The following is a 22,820-nucleotide window of genomic DNA, read 5'->3' on the forward strand; positions in this document are numbered from 1 at the left end:
AAGCGCCCGTTTTTCCTAATGCGGGACCGAAAAGTAATTGCCGCGATGGTAGCCCAGCGCGGGCCCATCGCGCATGTCGGTCTGTAGCACCTCGCCGATCAGTATGACGTGATCTCCGGCCATGACCAGTTGGTGCTGGGCACAGACCAGAGTCGCCAGCGCGCCGGGCAAGAGTGGCACGTCATGCGCGCCCGCATACCAATCTGTCTGACCGAACTTGTCCTCGCTGCGCGAAGCGAAAAGGTTGGCGGTTCCCTTCTGATCGGCACTGAGGATGTTCACCGCAAAATGCGGCGCCGCGCGAAAGGCCGGGCCGCTATGTGCGTTATCCCCGATGCAAACCAGAACCAGCGGCGGATCGAGCGATACCGAGCTAAAGGAATTGGCGGTGAACCCACGCGGCGTGCCATCCGCCTCACGCGTGGTCAGCACCGTTACGCCGGTGGCAAACCGGCCAAATGCATCACGCAGGGCGCGGGTATCTTTTATGGTCATGAACGCTCCGGCAGGTGGCGGGTTTGGCCAAGAAGAGGCACGCGCGCCCCTTCTATATCGGTCGCCACAGGGATGCACCCCCTGTCAATCGCTGCCATGCACCGCGATCTGCGCATCCGGTGCAGGCCGGAATCGACGCTGCACCACGAACAATACCGCGGCCAGCGCGATCCCGACCGCGTCGGTAATAATCCCGCCCGCGATCATGCACAGCGCCGCCAGTATCAGCCCGGCGCGAATGAACCACGCCACGCGCCCGCCCGCAAACCAGCCCTGCACGCCCGAAGATAGCAGAAAGACGCCAAAGACGGCGGTGGTTCCTGCGCGGATAACCTCGAACCATGTTCCGTCCATCAAGATCGCGCCGTTGTAGAAGAACATGAACGGCACGATGAACGCCGAAATGCCGATCTTGAACGACGCCACCGACGTCTCCATCGGGTTGGCGCCCGATATGCCCGCCGCTGCGTAGCTGGCCAGCGCCACAGGCGGCGTGATGGCCGACACGACCGCAAAGTAAAAGACAAAGAAATGCGCCGTCAGTTGAGGAATGCCCAACTGAACAAGGCCCGGCGCGACGACCGATGCGGCCACCGCGTAGGCCGCCGTCGTCGGCATCCCCATGCCCAAGAGGATCGAGATGCACATCGCAAAGAAGAGCGCCAGGAACTGGCTGGCATCAGCAAGGCCCAGAAGGACCGAAGAGAACCGCGCGCCAACGCCTGTCAAGCTGATGACGCCCACGATGATGCCTGCACAGGCGCAGACCGCGATGATCTGGATCGACATGATGCCGGCCAGCTCGAACGCCTTCAAGATGCTGCGCATGCCCATGCGATAGGGCGTAAACCACGACACGACGGCGGCGGCGGCCGTCGCCAGCGTGCCCGCCCGGATCACCGAATAGCCCATAAAGAGCGCCACGATCAGGATGATGATCGGCAGGAACAGGAACACCCGGCGGATCATGTCGCGGAACTTGGGCAGCTCGTCTTCGCGCATTCCGCGCATGCCCAGTTTGGCCGCCTCAAAATCGACCATGAAGTAGATCGACACGAAGTAGAGAACCGCCGGTATGATCGCCGCGATGGCGATGTCGGTATAGGGGATGCCCGTAATCTCGGCCATGATGAACGCGCCTGCACCCATGATCGGGGGCATGATCTGCCCGCCGGTGGACGCTGCTGCCTCGACCGCGCCGGCGGTCTTCTTGTGATAGCCGACCTTCTTCATCAATGGGATAGTCAGCGAGCCTGTCGCGACCACGTTGCCCGCTGACGTGCCGTTGATCATGCCCATGAGGCCAGAGGCGAAAATCGCCACCTTCGCCGGGCCGCCGCGCGCGCGCCCTGCGGCGGCAAAGGCGAAGTTGACGAAGTAGTCGCCGACCTTCGACGCCTGAAGGAAGGCCGCGAAGATTATAAAGAGGATGATATAGGTCGACGAAACCGCCGTCGTTGGCCCGAGGATACCCGCATCGGTGTAGACTTGGCTAAAGAACCGCGTCCATTGAATATTCGGCGCATTGAGAAAGCCGGGCAGCATGTCGCCGGTAAAGACATAAATCAGGAATATCCCCGATATCACGATCAGCGCCAGACCCGCGACGCGGCGTGTCATCTCCATGATCAGTGCGGTCCCGGCCACGGCAGCGAGGCTGATGCCGATGGGCGCAAAGGGCGTGCCGGTCGAGTTGCGCATGAGCGTGCCGTAAATCGTGATGAGGTAAACGGCGACCGCGATGGCGCAAAGCGACAGCAGCAGATCGGCGATGGCGATTTGCCCGCGCTCGCGGCCCCGCAGCCAGCCGACCACGATGCCGATGGCGGTAGCCGCAATTAGCGGCAGGCCAAACTGATAAATCTCGAGGTTCTTGAATTCTGGGGTCATCCCGTTCCACATCACACCGCCAGCGATCTGGTTGGCGATGCGGAAGGCAGTCCAAGTGGCATAAAGCGCGGGCAAAATGGCCAGCGCCGCGATAATATCGAGCGGATGGCGCGCCGCGCTCTTGCCCTCGTCGATGAACCCGCGCGCGGAATATAGCGTAAAGCCGAGGATCAGCGCGCCCGCGATATGCACGATGCGGAAATTCCAGGTTTCCATCGGGAAGGTCGGCAGGAACGGCACCTCGAGTCCGGTCCATTCGGAGATCGACAGGCCATTTAACGCGGCCATGTGAAAGAACGCATATATCGCCGAAAGGGCAGCCACGATCAGATAGCCACGCCCCGCAAAAATACGGCGATTGCTCTCGACAGGTTCCTCGTCGACGCCCTCGGCTATGATCTGACTGTCCTGATCTGTCATAGAAACTTCACCCTTCCCGAAGTGTGGCCGCTTGCGCAGCGGTAACATGCCGCCCGATCAGGGGCGGCATGTAAAACGATTGGATTGGCTCAGTTGCCGTAGATCATGTCATCGGGAATGTCCGCGCCTGCATTTTCCTTGAACCAGGCTGCGGCACCGGGATGCCATTTCAACACTTTGTTCTTGTCCCAGTTTTCAGGCAAGGTCGAACCAGCGGCCTTGTGAATGCCAACCATGCGTGCGTTGTCGGACATGACAACATCGACGGCGGCATTCACGAAGGAGTCGGGCAAGTCGCAATTCGCGATGGCAAAGTTCCACATCGAAACCGAGCGCGCGTCAGCCTCAAGCGTGCTGTAGGTGCTGGCCTTGATCGAGAAGTCCGAGACGGGGAATTCTGCCAGCAGCTTGGCCTGCTCTTCTTCGGTGAACTCGATGATGTTGACGTCGGTCTGCACCTCCAACTGGCTGACAGCGGGCACCGGCACGCCTGCGGCGAAGGCGATGACATCCAGCAGGCCATCCTGCAACTGGCCACCCAGATCGGTCCAGCCGCCATTGCGCCGCTCATAATCGACGCCCAGCGTATCCATCATGCGCGGGAAATACGTGTCGGACGTCGATCCGGCGGGGCCAAACCCGATCTTGGCACCAGCGGGAATGTCCGCGACGCTCTTGATACCCGAGGATGCCAGCGCGGTTACAGAAAACGGCGTCTGATACATCGGGAACATGGCGCAGGCCTGCGTCATTTCCAGACCCGGTGCGATCGGGTTGGTGCCTGCCAGTGATTCGGCTGCCGGTCCCATCGTGGTCATGCCAAACGCGGCCTCGCCAGTGTGCACCAGCGCCATGTTCTGCATCGGTCCGCCAGTGACTTCGCCGCCGCCCGTCAGGCCCAGCTCTTCGGCCACGAGGTTCGCCCAGCCCGAACCATAGGCGAAATATGTGCCGCCCTGGCTGGCCGTTCCGACGGTAAAGCTGGTGGGCCAGTCCGTTTTATCGACATCCTGCGCAAAGACCGCGCCTGCGGCGATTATCGTGGTGGATGCAAGGATTGCTGTAAATTTCATGTCTCTCTCCCTAGGTCCATGTCATCTGCGCGGCGCCACCTTTGGGCCGCGACCATACCGGACTAAAGCGGAGCGCACCCCCCGATGACAAGCAAAATGCGCGCCGCGTGCCGGATACCCTGGCCAGAAACCAGTGCCGCCTCAGTCAATTTCGCAGCATTGGACCAGTTCATTGAGCGCCTGAAAGCATTCGTCGCAGTCCCCGGTGGAGTGGCAGCCACAGTAAAAAGCTCTGCCTCGGCGACGAATTCGCAAACACTTGCCCACCTGAACACCGACGCTTTGCCGGTCACCGGACTTGCCTGAGATGTTGCACCAATATATTGGAAGCTTGTTAAGTTGGACAATTATCCCCCTGTGGGAATAGTGTAGAACTCTCCAGCATTCACCTTCCGCTCGCGCGGGCAATTCACCAACCAGAAGCAAAGCGAGTCCTCATGACTGACGTGATCAAATCCAGAGCGGCTGTCGCCTGGGCGGTTAACCAGCCGCTCTCGATCGAAGAGATTGACGTGGCGCCGCCGCAGGCTGGCGAAGTGCGCATTCGCATCGTCGCCTCGGGCGTGTGCCACACCGATGCGTTCACGCTGTCGGGTGACGATCCCGAGGGGCTGTTCCCGGTTGTTCTGGGCCATGAGGGCGGCGGTATCGTCGAATCCATCGGCGAAGGCGTGACCAGCGTTGCCGTCGGCGATCACGTGATCCCGCTCTACACGCCCGAATGCGGGGAATGTAAGTTCTGCAAATCCGGCAAGACCAACCTTTGCCAGAAGATCCGCGAAACGCAAGGCAAGGGCCTGATGCCCGACGGCACCAGCCGGTTTTCCAAGGACGGCAAGCCGATCCTGCACTACATGGGCTGCTCGACTTTTTCCGAATATACCGTGCTGCCGGAGATTTCGCTGGCCAAGGTCAATCCCGACGCCCCGCTGGAAGAAGTCTGCCTGCTGGGCTGCGGCGTCACCACCGGCATGGGCGCGGTGATGAACACCGCCAAGGTCGAGGAAGGCGCGACCGTCGCGATCTTTGGCATGGGCGGCATCGGCCTCTCGGCCGTGATCGGCGCGACGATGGCCAAGGCCAGCCGGATCATCGTGATCGACATCAACGAGAGCAAGTTCGATCTGGCCCGCAAACTGGGCGCGACCGATTTCATCAACCCCAAGGACCACGACAAGCCGATTCAGGATGTGATCGTGGAACTGACCGACGGCGGTGTTGATTACTCGTTTGAGTGTATCGGCAACGTCAATGTCATGCGCTCGGCGCTGGAATGCTGCCACAAGGGCTGGGGTGAATCCGTGGTCATCGGTGTCGCCGGCGCGGGTCAGGAAATCTGCACCCGTCCGTTCCAGCTGGTCACCGGCCGGGTCTGGCGCGGGTCTGCCTTTGGCGGCGTCAAGGGCCGGTCGGAACTGCCCGACTATGTCGAGCGCTACCTCAAGGGCGAATTCAAGCTGAACGATTTCATCACTCACACCATGGGTCTTGAGGGCATCAACGAGGCGTTCGATCTGATGCACGAAGGCAAAAGCATCCGCAGCGTCATTCACTTCGATAAGTAAGCGAAACGAGGGGTCGCGCCACGTGCGGCGCGGCCCTCGCGATCCAGCTTTACGAAACGCTCACTCGTCCAGTTGGTGTCGTTCCACGCCGTATTCGGCATGTAGCCGATCGACAACGGATCGTCGACGGTTTGGCGGCGCTTCACTAGCACGCGCATCATGGCGTTTCATCCAACCGCGGTCCAGCAGCCATCGTTCGGCATTGCCCGCCTCAAGGTCGATGACCACGTTTGCCCGTCTACGCGCATCTCAACGATCTGCTCGACCAGCGCGCTGCCGACCGACGCGCTGCCCTCAAAGCGATGACAATCTACCGAGGCTATGACGCCCTCCGGGCGCACGGCCTTGCGGTTGTGAGACAACATACTTTTGCGGATTTTGACCGCCCACTGCTTGGCGTCCGCTGACGCCTCCCAGCTTTGTGCAACTTCTCTGATATGATTTCTTAGGGTGTAGCCTTTTTTGGTGTCGCGGCCTGTGCGGGCATTCAAATGGGCATCAATGCGACCGTTCAGCGACGGCGCAAGAGGGATCAATCAGTCAAAAGGGTCATGGAATCTCCTGTCATTGGCAAAGAAATGGCGCGGCGGAACCAGCCGCGCCCCGTGAAGCTGTTCCCCTGTCACCCGGTGTTAGCCAAAGTGCAGCGTCTTGATCTCCTGATAGTCTTCCAGCCCGAACAATCCGCCCTCGCGGCCATTGCCCGACTGCTTGTACCCGCCAAAGGGCGAGCCGTAGTTGAAGCCGCCGCCATTGATATGCACGGCCCCAGCGCGTAGCTGCGCGGCCACACGCTCGGCCCGGTCGGGATCGCCGGTTTGCAGGTAGGCGGCAAGGCCGTAGGGCGTGTCATTGGCAATCTCGATGCCCTGCTCTTCTCCCTCGAAAGGGATGATTACCAGCACGGGGCCAAAGATCTCCTCCTGCGCGATACGCATGTCATTTCGCACGTCGGAAAAGATCGTTGGGCGGCAGAACCAGCCGGTATTGCGCCCATCAGGCTTGCCTGTGCCTCCGACCAAAAGGGTCGCGCCCTCGTTGATGCCTGCCTCGATCATGGCCTGCACACGGTCATACTGGATCTGATCGAACAGCGGGCCGATGTGATCGCCCTCTTTGGTCGGATCGCCCACCTCTATGGCCTCGCCGACCTGGCGCGCGATCTCGCAGACTTCATCATAGCAGGACCGCTCGACGATCAGGCGCGTGGGCGCGTCGCAGGATTGGCCAGTGTTATACATGCATTCCTGCACCGACGCCGTCACGCGCGGCTCCATATCCGCGTCGGCAAAGACGAGGTTGGGCGACTTGCCCCCTAGCTCTAGCGTGACGCGCTTGATCGTCTCGGCAGCGTCACGGGTGATGCTGCGGCCCGCGCGGGTCGATCCGGTAAATGAAATCATGTCGATATCGGGGTGCTGCGACATGGCACGTCCGACCGTCTCGCCATCGCCATGGACGAGGTTGAACGCGCCAGCAGGGAAGCCCGCGGCATCAATGATCTCAGCGTAGATCATGGCCGACAGCGGCGTATGCTCGGACGGTTTCAGTATACAGGTGCAACCCGTCGCCAGCGCCGGAATGACCTTGAGCGCGATCTGGTTGATCGGCCAGTTCCACGGCGTGATCAGCCCGCAAACACCGATAGGTTCGCGCACCACAATATCGCCGTTGTCCAGCGTCTCGCGCAATTCCTGTTTCTTCATCGCGTCGATAAAACCTTGCAGGTGGCCAATGGCCGCGTCCGCTTGCGCCTCGCGAGACATCGTGATCGGCGCGCCCATTTCGCGACTAATCGCCTGCGCCAGATCCTCGAACCGTTCGCGACTGGCCTCCATCATCCGCTCAAGCAGCTTCAGCCGCTCGGCTTGCGTGGTGCGGCCATAGGTCTGGAATGCCTTTTTCGCGGCGGCGACGGCCTTGTTAAGGTCGGCCTCACTGCCGAGTGCGATTTCGCCGATCTGCTCTTGGGTCGCGGGATTCAGGACGGGAAATTTACGAGCCGATTCCGGGGCGACCCATTTGCCGTCGATGTAGAATTTACCCAGATGTTCCATGGTAACCTCCTGTTCAGCGCGCCGATGTCACGGCGCAATTGGTCAACGTTTCAACATGTCCCACGTTCCAGTCGCCCGGATCGGTCGCGGCGGCGCTGTCCAGCATCGCCTTGGCGACCAGTGGCACGCAGGCAATTTCGACGGTGTCGGCGCCGGCGCGGCCAAAGCATCGCTGGCCTATTGCCGTGCCGAAGCGGGCACTACGCCATCACCATCAGCGATACTGCCGAAAGCCGCAACGAGGATATCGCCCGGCTGGTGGCACAGACCTGTCGCGGTTGTGCGCTGCACGCCGAAGCGCCCGATCCTGAGGGCCATGACATCGTCATCAATGCAACGCCCTTGGGGTTGAACGGGAATGATCCGCTACCCCTCGAGGTCAACCGCTTGCAGCCAATCATGATCGTGGTCGATGTCATCAGGGTCCCGGTAGAAACGCCCCTGTTGCGCCACGCAAAAGAGCTGGGTTGCCGGGTGTAGTACGGTCAGCCGATGATGGGGTTGCAGATGAGTGCGATGAGCGAATGCCCGAACGTACTGAACGGGTCGGAACGATGAGCGCTGATATTGACGGCGCGCACCAGGATCGACGTCGTGTTCGGCAGGCTGGAGGATTTGCAACGCGTCGCAACCCGCTGGGTCAAATGCCCAAAGGTCTTTAGTGCTTCCTTACACTCCTGAGAAAAGGATCACCGCATCAAACCGAGGAATCACAGACTTAGAGGATTGCGCATCATCTCTGCGTCGATGCGAGCATCGAGCGGCGTCTGATAGGTCAGAAGCAGATAACCCAGGATTGAGTAGAATCCGACGGTAGCAATCAGGTCAATCACTGCCTTGCCTCCAATAATGGCTGCCAGTTCTGCTTCCTGTTCCAGCGTCAAATGTCTGTTGTCGATCAGGGCATCTACCGCTCGCACGATCAAGCCATCTTCACCATCGGGCATTTCGCGGATCGCCGCTATCCGCGCATCGTCCATGTCCAATGCGCGAGACCGGCTCACGTGATGTGCCCATTCATATTCCGATCCAAGACGGACCGCAGTGCGCAGGATTACCACTTCTGTGCGAATGGGGCCGAGTTGATTGTCTTTCACTATATGCTGGCGCAGCGGGGCCCAAGCCCGCAGCAGATCTGGGTGGTGTGCCATCGTGCGATACACGTTCAGCGCCCCTGCAAAATCGTCGCGCAAATCGGAAATCTGCGTGGGCCATTCAGCATCAGACAAAGGTACAAAAGGCGACTGGGTCATGATCCTAACTTTCCATTTCTCAGATAGGGCGCCGCAAATCGGCTACCGCCGATCTGTTCATATGTTGATAGACGAGCATATAGCACAATCTTTGCGCCCACTGTGCCAAGCACTTTCTGTGGGGTTCCTACGACAGCACTTTGGTCGCGACGCTTCAGGAAAAGGTTATAGTTCGACCAGTTCTTGGTCTTGTAGGTCGTTGGTGCCCAACTGCTTCTCGGTGCGACGACGGGTGGGCGCGGCTGAACAATCGGACCGTGCCTTTCCGGGGTGGGTGGAGGCGCGAGAAAGGTAAATTGGGCGTTAACCGTGATGAGTACGCTCTGGTAGCAGACGTTAACTGTCTGGACCGATGCTTTGCGCAATCTTGAACCTTCGCGAGGATTTCCCTGTCATGTCCGATACGACCGCCCGCCTGAGCCTGCCGTTAATCGCCCCGTCTCAAGCCCAGAAGCACGTCACCCACAATGAGGCGCTACGCATTCTGGACGGGATCACCCAAATGGTTCTGGCCGGGGTGGACGTCAACACGCCGCCCGAAAGCCCCGAGGCGGGCGAAGTGTATGCCATAGGCGCCGCGCCCACGGATGCTTGGGCCGGGCAAGCAGGCAAGCTGGCGCAATGGTCCGGGGGTTGGATCTTTGTCACGCCGCAGGAGGGCTGGCGCGCCTGGGACGGGGCGGCGGCGCGCGATCTCGTCTTTCAAGGCGGTGTCTGGCACGCACCGACCTCGAATCTGCAAAACATCACCGGTATCGGGATCAATGCCAGCTCTGATGCCACCAATGCGCTGTCGGTTGCAGCAGAGGCCACCTTGCTGAGCCATGCTGGCGCGGGCCACCAGCTAAAGATTAACAAGGCTGAAGCAAGCGATACGGCGTCGCTGCTCTATCAAACCGGATTTTCGGGGCGCGCGGAAATGGGGCTGGTTGGAACGGATGATTTTGCGATCAAGGTCTCGGCCGATGGCGCCAACTGGACCGAAGCGCTGAAGGTCGACGCCACCACCGGGCTGCTGAGCGGCGCAGCCGTGCAGGCGGATGTGTCCGACACCGCGCCCGGGCGCCTCGTGACGACCGAAGGTGCGCTGACGGCCGGGCTGAACGGGTTCGGCGGCTACTATAGCGCCGCTGCCAATGTGGATATCGATGCGGCCGCCGCCGGCTTTGCCGGGCTGGTCAGCGATGACAACCCCGGAACTTGGCCGCAGAGCCCTAATGGCAGTCTTGTCATGATCCGGACCCGGCGGCTTGATACCGGGCAGGCGGTGAAACAGACGGCTGAATATGGCCACGCTGCCACTGGCATGCCGGGCGATCTGCGTCGTTATGAGCGTATTCGCAACGACGCCGGCACGCAGTGGTCGGACTGGAACGCGGATTACAAAGGGATAACATTGCTGGGCACGGTCACCCAGACGGGCGGCATTCCGACGGGGGCGGTGATCGAACGGGGCACAGGCGGCGGCGGAGACTATGTACGCTTTGCCGATGGCACCCAATTCTGCACCCTCAAGATCGCGATGGGCAATATCACGAAAAACGGTAACGGCACGGCCGCCAACCCCTATCGAACCGATAATGTTGACGGAAACTGGCCCGCACCTTTTGCGGTAGAACCTGTCGTGAGCACGCAAGCAGTGCCACCGTTCGACAACTTCTCGATCGGGCAGTCGTTTGCCATTGCGAATATCCGCCGCGTTACAGCGGGCAGCTATTTCGATGCGGCGCTGCTTAGCGCCGGCAGGTCAAAGTCACACGGCAGTCAACTTCGATTTGACACTGACGGCGATTGGTCGCTGGTTCTAAATCGCGTCGTCCCGGTTCATCGCGTCCACAGACGCGTGTGCAATGCCCTCAGATACGCGGGACCGGGCAAGGCGGCGTTCAGATCGGTGCGCAGGGCGGCGTATTCACCGGCCAGCGCGCGCATATGCAGATCGGTGCGGGCGCTGGCCAGTAATGCCAGATGCGCCGCACCATCCTGGCCGTTGCGAACGGCGTTCAGGAACGGCCCTGCCGGCGCCGGTGCCGCGCAGACCTGCGCGCGCAAGGATCGGGGCAGAGCGCGCAGGAGGCGCGCGGCGGCGGTGAGCGTGTCGGCCGCCGTTTCTGGCGGGGCGAGTGCCAGAGCATCGCCCACCCAGTGCAGGGCGCGAGCCAGCCGGTCGGCGCGTTCCGCCTTGTGAGCAGCGGCCAGCATCGGCGCGATGGCGTCCAGACTGGCCGCTGCGCCGCAACGGGACGTAGCGGTGAGCAGAACGGGATAGGGGTGGAACAGGATCTGTTCCGCCTTTTTTATCGTCTTTTCCCAGATGTCCCAAGCTGCGCGCGGATCCGCAAGGGGATCAGACACGGCGCACTCGCCCCCTCGGATCAACAGGTGCCGGGAATCGGGATAAAGCGTGAGCAGATCCCCCACGTCAGGCTTGGCAGGCAGCGCGGCGGCGCGGCGCGCGTCCGGGCCAGGCAGGGGGCGATCCGGGTGGGTGATCCATCCGCCGGACGCCATGACCGCCAGATCGGGGCGGTACAGTTCAAGCGACTGCTCCAGCGCCGCGAGGCTCGCGTTGTTCACCCGATCATCGCATGTCAGCACCAGCACATAATCAGCGCCGGTTTCTTTGCGTGCGAGCGCGCTCGCCTCGGCGCGCGTCAGCGCCTCACCCAGCGGCAAGAGGTTTCCGCCGTGGCGATTTACGAACATCCGCAGCATGTCACGGTTGCCACCTTGGGAGTCGGGATCAACCAGCAGCAGCAGCGGGCGATCCGGTGTGGCCAGCCCAGCGAGCGATTCAAGCGCCGCCTTCAGTGCGGGCGTATCGCCATCAGCCAGAAACGCGAGGGTCAGCATGGCACAGGCTCCGCCGACCTTTGCAGGCAAAGTTGCAGTGCCAGCACCGGATCTTCATGGATCAAGGTCTCGTGAATCTGCGCCGTCACTGCTGATTGCAGGAAAATCTGTGTACGGGTGCGAAATGCGTCGCGCAGGTCCGCGTCAATCATGCGCTCAGCCCAGATCAGCAGATCAGCGGCAAAACGCAGGAACGACAAAGTGGCGGGGAGCGGATTACCGTGCTGTGCCAGCGTCTCAAGCACGCGGTTTAGTGCCTGAAACAGCTGAAGGCGCGTGGCATCCGATATGTTGGTCAGGCGATCCGCCCCCGGACGCACCACATGCAGCGCCCCGATGCGCGCAGAGAGAATGACACGGCGCGCGGCCAGAAAGCTGCCCCAGTGCAGTTCGATATCGTTATGCACCTGCGTTTCCGTGCAGCGCAGACCGTTGTCGCGCAGAAATGCGGTGCGATAGATCTTGTTCCAAGGAAAATTCCCCGCTTGGGCCAGGGTCCAAAGGGCCGTTTCGCTTGGCTCGCTCAGAACATCATTGCCTGCCTCGGCCCTCTTCCAGCACGCTTCGTCGTGCGGATTCTGCCCCCAGCCACCGAAATGCGCCCGCTCGCTGTCCTGATAACGCATCAGGCAGAAATCGAAATCCCGCCCCTGAAGCGACTCCCAGAGCGGCGCGAATTCAGGCGTAAAAAGATCGTCGCTGTCGAAAAAGATCATATGATCGGTTTGCACCATCCCCAGCGCGAGGTTGCGTGCCGTCCCGGCCCCGCCCCGCGCATCCCGGCGCAAAACCGTGACAGGACACCGGCGCGGGCCGATGATATCGCCTGCCACGCTAACGGGAACCTCCGAGGCGTCATCGACGACCACGATCTGGGCGAACACCCCCATGAAACGGGCCTGCGCCACCAGCCGATCCAGCCCCAGCTGATCGTTGCGCACCGGGATGACCAGCGCGAGGTTCATACGATAAAGGTGCGCAGATCAATCAGGGACATGCGAAAATCATGCGTGGGCAGAAACAGCACCAGTTCGCGCCAAGGCGCCTGCATCGGGATCTGGTCGCGGTACTGGACGGGCAGAGCATCAAGATGGCTGGCCTCTTCGGGACGCACCATCAGATGCTTGTCAAAGAAGCAATCGACGAAGCCATTGATCGTTCCGCTGCGCAAACAGGCGCGCACCACCATGATTTCGGGCGCCGAGACGCGCGCAGCAAAGCCGAGAATCCCCGCCTGGCGCAGATCGCCCGCAGGCAGCGCCACATGCAGCCCCACCCATTCGCCGAGGCCCGGCCCCATATGTGCGTCGAAATCCAGAATTCGGCCCTTGGGTGACGCGAAACTGCCCGAAATTTCCAGCGCCGGATCAGCATGAAATGCAAGGCCCGGCAGGAAATCGACATCCACCGCCAGCGCCCCTTCGCGGGTCTCGTCGCGCATAACGGCGAGGGTATGATTGGCCTGACCGTCGGCGCCGGGGCTGATGCTGTCTGTCATGGGGTGCTATCCAGTGTCATCTGTGGCATCGCTCGCCTTAAGGGAGCATGCGGCAACGCCGAAGTTCTGCGTGATAAGCTATAAAAGTGCAAGGCCTGAAGGGCGCTGTCAACAATGCCTTTAGAACTCGATACTACACTGCCAGTCTCTTACGTAGGAATGGGTCATGATACAAAACCTTGAGTTGACTGAAATCGATGAACTTGTTTCGTATCGCGAGGGATCAGCGCAGTATCTAGTCAAAGTGGCAAAGCAGCAGGTTCCGCTATGCGCTCACTTTCGCGATTCGAAAAATCTGGTGGTTTTCTTTCCCGGAGCGCACGCGTTGAGTGCGCCGAAACCGAAATTTCAGCGCCAAAATTACTTTAAAAACCTTGACTGTTCCTGTGTCAGCTTCTTCGATCCGACACTGTTTCTCGATCCCGAACTCACGCTTGGCTGGTTCCAAGGAGGAGGTGAGGTCAGCCATCTGGAGCGCGCGACAGATATCGTCACGACCCTATGTGATGCGTGTCTGACGTCAGCGCCTGTGGGACAGATTTGAGGAATTGAACAACGGAGGATTTCTGGTTCATCGTAACCTTCATGGAGTGAAGATGAACAAGAAATCCGGAACGTCTAAGGACGCAGCTGACAAGCTGGTCAAGAACATCCGCCGCAAGACCCGTCAGACCTATTCGGCTGAGGAGAAGATCCGCATCGTCTTGGCGGGTCTGCGAGGCGAAGAGAGCATTTCGGTGCTCTGTCGCCGTGAAGGCATCGCCGAAAGCCTATATTACAGCTGGTCGAAGGAATTCCTTGAGGCTGGCAAGCGGCGATTGTCCGGCGACACGGCCCGGCAGGCAACGTCGCCAGAAGTCAAAGATCTGCGCTCGGAGTCACTTGCCCTGAAGGAATGCGTGGCAGACCTGACCCTTGAGAACCGTCTGCTCAAAAAAAGCATGACAGGGGCTGGGGAGGCAGAGAAATGAGGTATCCCGCGTCCGAGAAGCTGGAAATCATCCGAACGGTTGAAGGCTCACATCTACCGGCCAGGCAGACCCTCGACATGCTGGGCATCCCGCGCGCGACCTTCTACCGTTGGTATGATCGTTATGTCGACGGCGGCCTTGATGCCCTGGCGGACCACGCACCCCGTCCAGGTTCTGTCTGGAACCGTATTCCACAGGATCGGCGCGATGATTTGATCGAGTTCGCGCTGGAATTTGAGGCCCTGACGACACGGGAGCTGGCGGTGAAATACACCGACGAGAAGCGGTATTTTATATCTGAATCATCAGCATATCGTATTCTGAAGGAAGCTGACCTGATCACGGCGCCCGCGCATGTGGTGATCAAGGCGGCCGACGAGTTTAAAGACAAAACCACGGCAATCAACCAGATGTGGCAGACCGATTTCACCTACTTCAAGATCATCGGGTGGGGCTGGTATTACCTCAGCACGATCCTGGACGATTACAGCCGCTACATCATTGCGTGGAAGCTCTGCAGCACCATGCGTGCTGCCGATGTGACCGACACTATCGAGTTGGCTCTGGCGGAATCGGGTTGCGACCAGGCGGTCGTGCGCCACAAGCCGCGGCTGCTCAGCGACAACGGCTCATGCTATATCTCTGGCGATCTGGCCGATTGGCTGGAGGATCACAAAATGACGCACGTCCGCGGGGCGCCATTCCACCCACAGACACAAGGCAAGATCGAACGCTGGCACCAAACTATGAAGAACCGGGTTCTGCTGGAGAATTACTACCTGCCCGGCGATCTCGAGCAGCAGATCGGGGCCTTCGTCGAATATTACAATAACCAACGATACCACGAGAGTCTGAACAACGTCACACCCGCCGACGTCTACTTCGGCCGCGATAAAGCCATTCTCAGGGAAAGGGAGAAGATCAAGAAACAGACAATCCGACAGCGCCGCTTGCAACACCAGAAACAAGCCGCATAATCAATCACACGAACGAGCCAGAGCCTCCAATGCTCAAGCCGCTCTGATGTCCCATTTTATTTGACGACGGACAGCCAGTCCGAAGATCACGAAAGCTCGCGGATATTCGGCGTCTTCGGCCAATGTAGGCTCTATATAGGCGGCCAGATAGCGGCTTTGGCGGATCGCCTCGGCCTGCGCTGAATCGCGGGCTGTCAGGGCCGCGCGATAGGCCTGTTCGGCAAACTCACGCTCGACGACAAGACCTTCGAATTCCGAGATCAGGGTGGGATAATCCTCGCCGGTTTGCGGCACTTCGGTCGTGGCGAAATCGCGGCGCTCCTGGGCGATGCGGCCGCGAATTACCTCAATGCGACGCATGGCCTGACTGACACGAGGGTCGTCGCTGCGGGTGGTTCCGCTTAGCTCGTCAAAGTCGACGAGCTCGGTGGCCAGTTGCTGCTGAAGGTTGTTCATCACCCCCATTCGGCCTTGAATGTCGGATTGCAGATCGACGATCTGGGTTCGGGTGCGGAAGCCGGTCAGTTCTGAGCGGGTGTTCTTTAGCCGCTGCTCGGCCTGCGCCAGATCGGCCATCGCATAATTGATGGCATCGACACGCGCGACCTCGTTCAGCGCGTTCACCATGTCCTGACTTTCACGCACGATATCGCCGGCGATCATCTGGGCCATCAGCGGATCAAAGGCCAGGACTTCGACTTCGATCAACCCGCTGGACTGCTCGTAGGACACCCGCACGATACGCTTCCAGAACCAGCGCAGATCCTCAATCGACGCATCGGGCCAGAGCGAAAAGACCGGATCCGCGCTCCAATTCTGTGAATAATATCCACGCAGATCGCGCGCCTCGTCGATCCGCCTGACCAAGGCCTGGCTGCGAATGAATTCGTAAAGGATATCACTATCGCCCGAAGCGCTGCTGCCCGTAAATTTTGCCAGCCCGCCCAGAAGATCGGTAGCACTGGCGCCTTCCTCCTGACGCACGGTAAAGCCGGCTGTCGAGGCGTATTGATCCTTGGCCACCAGACCCAGATAAATCGCCACCACGACCAACGGCACGAGAACAAAAACCGCAAAGCCGATCAGAACCCCCCGGTGACGCCGTTTCATGCCGGCAGGCTCGGCCATGGGGCGAATATTGACCACGGGGGGCGGCTTGGGTCTACCGCCCGGCCCCGCTCTATGCCCCGGCCCGGCCTTGGGCGCAGGTGCTTTTCCTGAGCCCACGGCAGCACCCGGCGATTGATCGGGTTTTCGCGGGGCATCGCCCTTTGTGTTGTTATCTGTCAATTTTCAAACCGTAATAAAGCTGATAGGCCGTCGGTGCTCTGCATACCTGACAATCGAACGGCTACAAGGGACTTGTCCAGAATGTCCGCCTCCGACCCCTCGCATCCCGAATCTACCGGGCAGGTTCCGCCCCAAAAACCGGGCGCAGGCCTAACGACGTCGTTTCGCACGGCGCGCACCGTGTTTGCACTTATGCTGCGCGAAATGTCCACCCGTTATGGCCGCTCGCCCGGGGGGTATCTGTGGGCCATTCTCGAACCTCTTGGCGGTGTATTCATCTTGGCGCTGGCTTTTTCATTGCTGCTGCGCACACCATCGCTGGGCAACAGCTTCGTCCTGTTCTACGCAACCGGATTCGTGCCGTTTACACTTTATCAGAACATCTCGAACGCGGTGGCGCGGGCGTTGTCGTTTTCCAGACCGCTGATGCAGTATCCGGTTGTGACATGGGGCGATGCCGTTCTGGCGCGGTTCACCCTGAATGCCCTGACCGGGATCCTTGTGGGCTATGTCGTCCTGTTGCTGATCATGGTGATCATCGACACGCATGTGTTGCTGGACATCGTGCCGATCCTCAAGGTGATCTTTCTAACGCTTCTGCTGAGTCTGGCGGTAGGAGTGTTGAACTGTGTTCTTATCGGGCTGTTCGACGCATGGGACATGATCTGGTCGATCGCAACACGGCCACTGTTTTTGGCTTCGGGGGTCATTTTCATCTACGAGGACATGCCCCCGGTGGTGCAGAAGGTGCTGTGGTACAACCCACTCATGCACATCACCGGGCTCATGCGCGAGGGGTTCTATTCCACCTATTCGCCCAGCTACATCTCCGAGCTTTACGTGATCTGCGTCAGCTTGGTCGTGCTTTTTCTTGGCACCGTCCTGCTGCGCCGCCATCACCGCGACATCCTGACCCGCTAAGCCTTTTGCGGTTTTCATATCTCAGGAATAGCGGAAAAAACCCGCTCATGGTGCAGTCGTACGATAGTTAAAGACCGGCCCAGCCCAGCACCTTGGCATGCGCCACATCCCTGCGCCGCCCCAGCCCGTCGCGCACGGCCCGCCTGAGAAGTCTTAGATAAAGCAATCTCTGCCCGCCATGTGCGCGCATCTTCCACAGCCATCTCGGCAGGATCAGGCACAAAGCCGGCCAGAACATCCACCCCGCCGCCAGCCGATAGAGCAGCAGCAGGTTGCGGTGGTAGTAATAGGCCTTCCAGATCGGGGCGAATTGCCCCCTCTGAGCGGCAGAAAAGGTCGAGCAATCATGCTCGAACCGCACCATGGGGTCGAATACCATGCGCCCGCCTGCGTGCCGAAGCCCAAGGGTGTAAAGCCCGTCATCGCCATAAAGGAAAAGGCCCGGATCGGGCAGCCCAGCCAGATCGAGCCCCTTGCTCGATACAAAGAACCCGACGAAGGATGTGACGTCGATCTCGCGCAGCTCTGTGCCCTGATAGATCGCAGGGGACAGGTGAAACCCGCCCCGCCCGCGCAGCGCGGTGCGCAGAAATTCGCGGCCATGCCAGAACGGGTTGCGCGACGGGCGGTTCATCTCGCAGATGCGCCCGTCGGGGAAATAGACGGCGGCCGCCACCGCGTCGATCCCGGCCTTGTCGCGGTCGTGAAAGGCTGCCAGTGCGCCCGGTTCGGGGCGCGCATCGTCGTCCATGACCACCAGCCAATCAGGGTTGAACCGGTCCCGCGCCATGGCCATGCCGGCGGCAAATCCACCTGCTCCGCCGCGATTGACCTCAAGGCGTTGCGTCACCAGGCGCGGATCGTTCTGCGCGCTCAGCCATTCGGACGTGCCGTCGCTGGCGGCGTTGTCGACCACCACCACGGCGGTCAGATCCTGCGCAGGACATTCCAGTAGCCGCATCAACGTGATCTTTAGCTGGGCCAGGCGATTATGCGTCACCACCACGGCCACGAGCCGTTCCGCCTGCCTTTTGCTTTGCTGTGACACCTATACCTCCGGTTGTATTTCGGTCCAGCCAGTGGTCATGAATTGGCAGCAGTGTCAAACCACCCATTCTGTTCGGAAGCGTTTCGCGCGCGAAACATTTTGGAGGTAAGCTGGGTAGGATCTGATGCACTATTTCAGGCGCTGACCATTCCCACTTTGTACAGATTGCCGTTTTGGCATCGTGCCCACAGGCCCCCACAAAACGGGTTTCGCCTTCTACCTCTGATTGAGCGCCTTGGAAATGATCGTGTTTAATGGTTCGAGTCGCATCAACGTCACGCAGCAGGGCTTTGGCCGGTTACGACTATTTATAGTCCGTAGGAGCAAGCCGCTTCATGGGCGCGGCATGGTCGCTATCAATTCTATTGTTTTTGAACCTGCGGTTAATGTGCAGCACCCCTTTGCCGGAGAACTTAAACCGGTTCATGCGCGGGTCACTGCTGACGGCTCAAGGTCCTTGGGCGGCGCGAGGTAGAAGACCCGACGTTTGAATGGCGGCACCTCCATTATCAACCTAGATGTGGCTGAATGCCGACACGCTAACGGCTGTGCGCAATTCGATCATCGGGCCAATTTTCTCGACTGAATAAACCGCCGTTCACAAAATGCATACATATGGGTCAATGCGACACCGACGATGACTGCCGAAATCAGTGACACCCATGGCTTGTTCTCGCCGAATACCTTGGTCACAATGATAATCATCTCGTAATGGCTGAGATAAATAAACATCGAAGCACCGGCGATTTCGGCCACCAACACCTTCGCTGGCGCTGGCACGACAAAGGCGCGCACGAACAACACGATCACACATCCACCACCCACGTAGTACGCAGCAGAACTCAGCCCCCACACGGACCAAACTGCCACGATCGAGACGGCCAGAGCCAAAAGCCGGGTGCGCAGATCGTTCGCACCCGCCAGAACCATGCCAAGCACGAAAGCCCATGCATAATGCCACGGGGTCCGGTGGTAGTTGTAATCACCGTTCCAGAAAGATTCGATGGTCCGGTCAACCAGAACCACTGCCATGAGCAAAACAAGAGCACTGAACATCGGGCGCACACGGAACGACTCGCGCACTGTCGAAAAAGAAAACAACAATGCAGCAAGCAGCAGCAGCTGGACGTAGAACTCAATGAAGTAAAAGTGAAATCCCCTTAGTGTATGAGGGTCGAGAAAATTGGAGACCAAGAGCAGTGGCGTTACTTCGAAATTTTGAGTGTATACCTGCAACAAGGCGACCAATATCAGCGTTGGAATTGCCACATACTTGATGGTCCCGAGCAGCGTTCTGACGCTGCCGGTGCGGATGATCTCGGGCAATTGAAAGCGGGCAACAGAGTAACCCGCGAGCATGACCAGAAAATAGGCTGCTCCCCAATTGGGACTGTAGACAAACGCACCGGTGTGCAAGGCGACGATGCAGACCATGAAAAACGCACGCGTCAAGGTAACAGACTCCAGTCGACGCCAGATGGTCTTGACGTTCACGCCAACGTGGCGCTGCAGCTCAGCTACACTGAGCTGTTCCCATTTATTCGGCAGCTGTCCAAAGCGCTTTTCGAAACTCAGAGAGAACTGAATGTATAGCAGGGAGTCCCCGCCAAGAGTCTCGAACGTATCGTCCGGTCGAATCGCTTGACCGGAAAATTCATGCCGAAACAGAGAGAGTACGTCGTTGATCTTGCTTGTAGGCAAGGTCGGCTCGGCAGGCTCCGTGAGCCACTGCGAAACAAACTGCTCTGCGAGCACACCTCTTTGCACCTTGCCGGTGCCCGTTTTGGGTATGGCATCCACAGCCATGATATGCAGCGAACTGCCGGCCTCGACCCCCATTTCGCGCAGCGCAGCTACTGCCGCATCTCGCACTGGCCCGGTTTCGGATGGGCCGGTTTGTACCGCGACTAACACGCCGTCGCCACGCTGAGCATCAGGGACTTTCGCAACCGCAATCTGCGCACCAGATTCTAGCCGCGAGCGAATATGCTCTTCGAGCTGGTCGGGAACGATCTTCATGCCACCGCAATTGATCAGATCGTCGGCCCGGCCATCGAAAAACAGATGGCCGTCCCGCATGTGTCCAAGGTCGTTGGTTTGCAGCCAGCCCTCGGCGTCCTGCAGGTCATGCAAACCGTCGCCGTCAATGCGCGATTTTGCGACATGCGGGCCGCGGATCCGAATACGACCGTCAGCGCTGAGTTGCACATCTGTACGCCCAACGGGTTGGCCTACGGATTCCAGCACGTCCTTCGATGCGCCGGAAATCTGCAGGAAGGTGCTGCGCGAGGCTTCGGTGAGGCCGTAATGCTGCACGATCAGAGCATTGGGGAAAAGCTCTCTGACGCGGCGCTTTTCGTCCGCTGTCATTTGCTGCGACCCGATTTCCATCCAGCGCAGGTACTTGCCCGCTTCACCGATGATGGTGGGTTCTGCCAACAGAATGCGAAGCAAGGTTGGCACCACTGAAAGCGCATTGACCTGGCCGGCGTCGAGCATACGGGCGAGCTCAAGAGGATCAAAACCGCGTGGAGGCAGGTAGGCCTGACCACCCACGGCGCTGATTGCCCGGTAGCGAGCCAAGCCGAAGCTGAAGGTAGCCGGCACGCCCACATACTCACGTATCTCTGCGGTCATCTGCATCTGCTTGATGATCCGCTCGGCGGCATCAGCCAAATTTGCGTGCGTCAGAAGGATGCCTTTCGGCTGGCCTTCGGTCCCTGACGTGTAGCTGACCTGCGCGGGTGCGTCGTCGTGAATCAGAGAATGTTCAGCGACAAACCAGCCCGACTGCTCTGCAGGAACGATGCAGCGGTCAATCATTATGCCTGACAAGTTCTCGGCCTGCGCTTCGTCTGTGACCATCACCACTGGGCGACGCGCCTCATAAAGCGCAAATACCTGCTCGACGAACGCGATCGAGTTTTTGCGGACCACCGCAGTGGCTTCTAGCTTGATGAAATCCATAATGCGTTTCCTACAAGGTTAAAAGCCGAAGTGACTTCTAATTTCTGACCGAAGTCACCCGACAATCCCCCAGGTGGAACGCCTCGTTTTGACTGTTGGCGCTGTATTGCCCACCGATCAAGGACTTTCAGCTGCTCCGTGGCATGAATCCAGTGGGTGTGGCTCAATCCGCAATAGGTTTGACGGGATTGTTGCTAATTTCGGCTTGGTCGGGTGCAGCGCGCCCTATTGTTTCTCTAGTTGCCACGCTGAACAGATCCCGGACAAAGTCGATCTCTGGGCTGGTTTGGAAATACCGAAATGGACTGCGTTTTTGTCATGCAGGACGGCTGCATGAGGCACGAACAACGCAGGTGTCTAGAACACTAGGGGCACGGCAGAGTTTGATATCCAGAGGTGCTTTGACATCGTTGAGCGACCGCAATGCACCTACCCCTCGTCAGAACACTCCCATACTCAGACCGGCACCCATCGCCGCGCCAAGATCGCGACAAAGGGCGAGTTGTTCTTCGGGGATCGTCTTGTCGGCGAGGATTTCCTCGGGCGTCTGCGCATGGGTGCAAATGATCAATGGTGGCTGAACTTCCTTGAGCCGCCAACCCTGGGCAATGCGAGCGGTCTGACGAGCTGCGTTTTCCCCATCCGAACCGGCACATACCATCTGCGCGTAAGGGCGCCCCTCGATACGTCCGAGGGCTGGATAATAGCTGCGGTCATAGAAATCCTTCATCATGCCCGCAATCGCGGCAAGGTTCTCTGGCGCGCAGAAGATGTAACCGTCTGCACGCAAGAGATCCTTGGGCTCGGCCTTTTGCGCAGTCTTTAAAACTGTCGTCACTTCTTCGGATGCCGCTGAATTAGCCGCTTCGGCCATCTGCCGACTGCCACCCGTCTTGGAATAATAAACGATTAAAAGCTGCACCATCGCGCAATATTCTAGGGCATCGACCAGGGTTCGCCAAATGACTTATGTCTTAGGTTTCTGGCGATACAGAATGCGCCAGTTAAAGCCGGGCAACCCCGCTCGTCGATAGGCGGGATGACAAGCCGCCCATATTTGACAATGGTTCAGGAATATGCCATATTATTGAAAGTAAATGACAAATAGTCAAATCTAGGTGAAGAAATTCCCTGGATTTTTCTAACCTTTAATTCCGACAGTTCGGCTTTCCTTGCAAAAGGCTCCAGAAAAAATTCTGGGGGTGTCATTTCGCAGGGATAACGCAGTTATTTTGGAGGACGTTATGTCACATCGCAACCACGCCAGTTATGATTCCGTAGTAAGGGTCACCCCACAGGAGGCCGAGCGCAACAAACGCGTCATGGGCAAGAGTGAGGCTGCAGAAGAAGATCCGCGTGGAGTGGACCATTCCATCGGACAGTTGCCTACAGAGGATCCGGAAACGGACCCAGTTGCCCCTACGGACGACAAATAAGAAATCCGCCAAGACCGGAACGGCCTCTGCATCTGCATCTTTTGCAAACCGCTAGCAAAGCATGGTTGGCATAGATTTCCAGCATGTTGACTTGCCTCGTTCTCAG

Annotated in this window: 21 protein-coding genes; 8 read left to right on the plus strand and 13 right to left on the minus strand. The window is 59.2% G+C overall.

Annotated features, from left to right (window positions below; translation table 11 throughout):
• Nucleotides 1–15 precede the first annotated feature (15 nt).
• The 3 genes from U3654_RS15540 to U3654_RS15550 all read right to left on the minus strand — a co-directional run bounded on the left by U3654_RS15540 (nt 16) and on the right by U3654_RS15550 (nt 3,878).
• Nucleotides 16–495 carry a flavin reductase family protein gene (locus tag U3654_RS15540; RefSeq protein ID WP_324752455.1) on the minus strand — a complete coding sequence of 160 codons (480 nt, stop codon included), beginning with the start codon at nt 493–495 and terminating at the stop codon, nt 16–18.
• Between the two features lie 84 nt (nt 496–579).
• On the minus strand, nt 580–2,805 hold the full coding sequence (locus U3654_RS15545; RefSeq protein WP_324752456.1) for a TRAP transporter fused permease subunit: 2,226 nt from the start codon (nt 2,803–2,805) through the stop codon (nt 580–582).
• An 89-nt stretch (nt 2,806–2,894) separates the two neighbouring features.
• Nucleotides 2,895–3,878 carry a TAXI family TRAP transporter solute-binding subunit gene (locus U3654_RS15550; protein ID WP_324752457.1) on the minus strand — a complete coding sequence of 328 codons (984 nt, stop codon included), beginning with the start codon at nt 3,876–3,878 and terminating at the stop codon, nt 2,895–2,897.
• Between the two features lie 446 nt (nt 3,879–4,324).
• Between U3654_RS15550 and U3654_RS15555 the strand changes: the two genes are divergently transcribed.
• Complete coding sequence (locus U3654_RS15555) at nt 4,325–5,443, plus strand: S-(hydroxymethyl)glutathione dehydrogenase/class III alcohol dehydrogenase (RefSeq protein WP_416384588.1); 1,119 nt, start codon at nt 4,325–4,327, stop codon at nt 5,441–5,443.
• Here the strand turns inward: U3654_RS15555 and U3654_RS15560 are convergent.
• From U3654_RS15560 to U3654_RS15570, 3 genes are all read right to left on the minus strand, one after another.
• A complete protein-coding gene (locus U3654_RS15560; protein WP_324752458.1) occupies nt 5,428–5,604 on the minus strand; it encodes a hypothetical protein in 177 nt (58 codons plus the stop codon). The genes U3654_RS15555 and U3654_RS15560 overlap by 16 nt on opposite strands.
• A gap of 6 nt (nt 5,605–5,610) precedes the next feature.
• Nucleotides 5,611–5,979, minus strand: coding sequence for a hypothetical protein (locus U3654_RS15565; protein WP_324752459.1), 369 nt, complete (start codon nt 5,977–5,979; stop codon nt 5,611–5,613).
• A gap of 96 nt (nt 5,980–6,075) precedes the next feature.
• Nucleotides 6,076–7,500, minus strand: a complete 1,425-nt coding sequence (locus U3654_RS15570) for an aldehyde dehydrogenase family protein (protein ID WP_324752460.1) — start codon at nt 7,498–7,500, stop codon at nt 6,076–6,078.
• A 180-nt stretch (nt 7,501–7,680) separates the two neighbouring features.
• On the opposite strand from U3654_RS15570, the gene U3654_RS15575 reads away from it, so the two are divergent.
• A complete protein-coding gene (locus tag U3654_RS15575; RefSeq protein WP_324752461.1) occupies nt 7,681–7,980 on the plus strand; it encodes a hypothetical protein in 300 nt (99 codons plus the stop codon).
• A 230-nt stretch (nt 7,981–8,210) separates the two neighbouring features.
• Here U3654_RS15575 and U3654_RS15585 read toward each other — a convergent pair whose 3' ends face one another.
• Nucleotides 8,211–8,753 (minus strand): carboxymuconolactone decarboxylase family protein, encoded by a 543-nt coding sequence (locus tag U3654_RS15585; RefSeq protein WP_324752462.1) that lies wholly within the window; start codon nt 8,751–8,753, stop codon nt 8,211–8,213.
• Between the two features lie 394 nt (nt 8,754–9,147).
• Between U3654_RS15585 and U3654_RS15590 the strand changes: the two genes are divergently transcribed.
• Nucleotides 9,148–10,941 (plus strand): DUF2793 domain-containing protein, encoded by a 1,794-nt coding sequence (locus U3654_RS15590; RefSeq protein WP_324752463.1) that lies wholly within the window; start codon nt 9,148–9,150, stop codon nt 10,939–10,941.
• Nucleotides 10,942–11,024: 83 nt separating this feature from the next.
• Nucleotides 11,025–11,681: a hypothetical protein gene (locus U3654_RS15595; protein WP_324752464.1), complete on the plus strand. Its 657-nt coding sequence runs from the start codon at nt 11,025–11,027 to the stop codon at nt 11,679–11,681.
• Here U3654_RS15595 and U3654_RS15600 read toward each other — a convergent pair.
• Together U3654_RS15600 and U3654_RS15605 are read right to left on the minus strand one after the other, a co-directional pair.
• Complete coding sequence (locus U3654_RS15600; protein WP_324752465.1) at nt 11,600–12,571, minus strand: glycosyltransferase; 972 nt, start codon at nt 12,569–12,571, stop codon at nt 11,600–11,602. The genes U3654_RS15595 and U3654_RS15600 overlap by 82 nt on opposite strands.
• Nucleotides 12,568–13,104, minus strand: coding sequence for a hypothetical protein (locus U3654_RS15605; protein ID WP_324752466.1), 537 nt, complete (start codon nt 13,102–13,104; stop codon nt 12,568–12,570). The genes U3654_RS15600 and U3654_RS15605 overlap by 4 nt, the downstream gene beginning before the upstream one ends.
• 166 nt (nt 13,105–13,270) lie before the next feature.
• Here U3654_RS15605 and U3654_RS15610 point away from each other — a divergent pair, with 166 nt between their 5' ends.
• Both U3654_RS15610 and U3654_RS15615 read left to right on the plus strand, forming a co-directional pair.
• On the plus strand, nt 13,271–13,648 hold the full coding sequence (locus tag U3654_RS15610; protein WP_324752467.1) for a hypothetical protein: 378 nt from the start codon (nt 13,271–13,273) through the stop codon (nt 13,646–13,648).
• Between the two features lie 52 nt (nt 13,649–13,700).
• A protein-coding gene (locus tag U3654_RS15615; RefSeq protein WP_324751533.1) for an IS3 family transposase occupies nt 13,701–15,052 on the plus strand; the annotation gives its coding sequence in 2 pieces (ribosomal slippage) (nt 13,701–14,037 and nt 14,037–15,052; 1,353 coding nt in all).
• A 33-nt stretch (nt 15,053–15,085) separates the two neighbouring features.
• Here U3654_RS15615 and U3654_RS15620 read toward each other — a convergent pair.
• Entirely contained in the window at nt 15,086–16,342 is a 1,257-nt protein-coding gene (locus U3654_RS15620) for a sugar transporter (RefSeq protein ID WP_324752468.1), read from the minus strand.
• Nucleotides 16,343–16,423: 81 nt separating this feature from the next.
• Between U3654_RS15620 and U3654_RS15625 the strand changes: the two genes are divergently transcribed.
• The gene (locus tag U3654_RS15625; RefSeq protein ID WP_324752469.1) at nt 16,424–17,263 is read left to right on the plus strand and encodes an ABC transporter permease; all 840 of its coding nucleotides are present in this window, start codon (nt 16,424–16,426) and stop codon (nt 17,261–17,263) included.
• 67 nt (nt 17,264–17,330) lie between these two features.
• On the opposite strand, the gene U3654_RS15630 is transcribed toward U3654_RS15625, so the two are convergent.
• From U3654_RS15630 to U3654_RS15640, 3 genes are all read right to left on the minus strand, one after another.
• Entirely contained in the window at nt 17,331–18,311 is a 981-nt protein-coding gene (locus tag U3654_RS15630; RefSeq protein ID WP_324752470.1) for a glycosyltransferase, read from the minus strand.
• Between the two features lie 561 nt (nt 18,312–18,872).
• Nucleotides 18,873–21,278: an AMP-binding protein gene (locus tag U3654_RS15635; protein ID WP_324752471.1), complete on the minus strand. Its 2,406-nt coding sequence runs from the start codon at nt 21,276–21,278 to the stop codon at nt 18,873–18,875.
• A gap of 439 nt (nt 21,279–21,717) precedes the next feature.
• Nucleotides 21,718–22,203 (minus strand): flavodoxin family protein, encoded by a 486-nt coding sequence (locus U3654_RS15640; protein WP_324752472.1) that lies wholly within the window; start codon nt 22,201–22,203, stop codon nt 21,718–21,720.
• Nucleotides 22,204–22,522: 319 nt separating this feature from the next.
• Between U3654_RS15640 and U3654_RS15645 the strand changes: the two genes are divergently transcribed.
• Complete coding sequence (locus U3654_RS15645; protein WP_324752473.1) at nt 22,523–22,714, plus strand: hypothetical protein; 192 nt, start codon at nt 22,523–22,525, stop codon at nt 22,712–22,714.
• The last annotated feature ends 106 nt before the right edge of the window (nt 22,715–22,820 follow it).

Source organism: Roseovarius sp. Pro17 (genome assembly GCF_035599575.1).
In the GTDB taxonomy this organism is placed as follows: domain Bacteria; phylum Pseudomonadota; class Alphaproteobacteria; order Rhodobacterales; family Rhodobacteraceae; genus Roseovarius.

Coding starts and splice junctions, on each gene's coding strand:
- U3654_RS15560 (WP_324752458.1), bottom strand. CDS start 5,604: ATGATGCGCGTGCTAGTGAAGCGCCGCCAAACCGTCGACGATCCGTTG.
- U3654_RS15585 (WP_324752462.1), bottom strand. CDS start 8,753: ATGACCCAGTCGCCTTTTGTACCTTTGTCTGATGCTGAATGGCCCACG.
- U3654_RS15590 (WP_324752463.1), top strand. CDS start 9,148: ATGTCCGATACGACCGCCCGCCTGAGCCTGCCGTTAATCGCCCCGTCT.
- U3654_RS15570 (WP_324752460.1), bottom strand. CDS start 7,500: ATGGAACATCTGGGTAAATTCTACATCGACGGCAAATGGGTCGCCCCG.
- U3654_RS15640 (WP_324752472.1), bottom strand. CDS start 22,203: ATGGTGCAGCTTTTAATCGTTTATTATTCCAAGACGGGTGGCAGTCGG.
- U3654_RS15605 (WP_324752466.1), bottom strand. CDS start 13,104: ATGACAGACAGCATCAGCCCCGGCGCCGACGGTCAGGCCAATCATACC.
- U3654_RS15610 (WP_324752467.1), top strand. CDS start 13,271: ATGATACAAAACCTTGAGTTGACTGAAATCGATGAACTTGTTTCGTAT.
- U3654_RS15635 (WP_324752471.1), bottom strand. CDS start 21,278: ATGGATTTCATCAAGCTAGAAGCCACTGCGGTGGTCCGCAAAAACTCG.
- U3654_RS15540 (WP_324752455.1), bottom strand. CDS start 495: ATGACCATAAAAGATACCCGCGCCCTGCGTGATGCATTTGGCCGGTTT.
- U3654_RS15645 (WP_324752473.1), top strand. CDS start 22,523: ATGTCACATCGCAACCACGCCAGTTATGATTCCGTAGTAAGGGTCACC.
- U3654_RS15600 (WP_324752465.1), bottom strand. CDS start 12,571: ATGAACCTCGCGCTGGTCATCCCGGTGCGCAACGATCAGCTGGGGCTG.
- U3654_RS15545 (WP_324752456.1), bottom strand. CDS start 2,805: ATGACAGATCAGGACAGTCAGATCATAGCCGAGGGCGTCGACGAGGAA.
- U3654_RS15550 (WP_324752457.1), bottom strand. CDS start 3,878: ATGAAATTTACAGCAATCCTTGCATCCACCACGATAATCGCCGCAGGC.
- U3654_RS15625 (WP_324752469.1), top strand. CDS start 16,424: ATGTCCGCCTCCGACCCCTCGCATCCCGAATCTACCGGGCAGGTTCCG.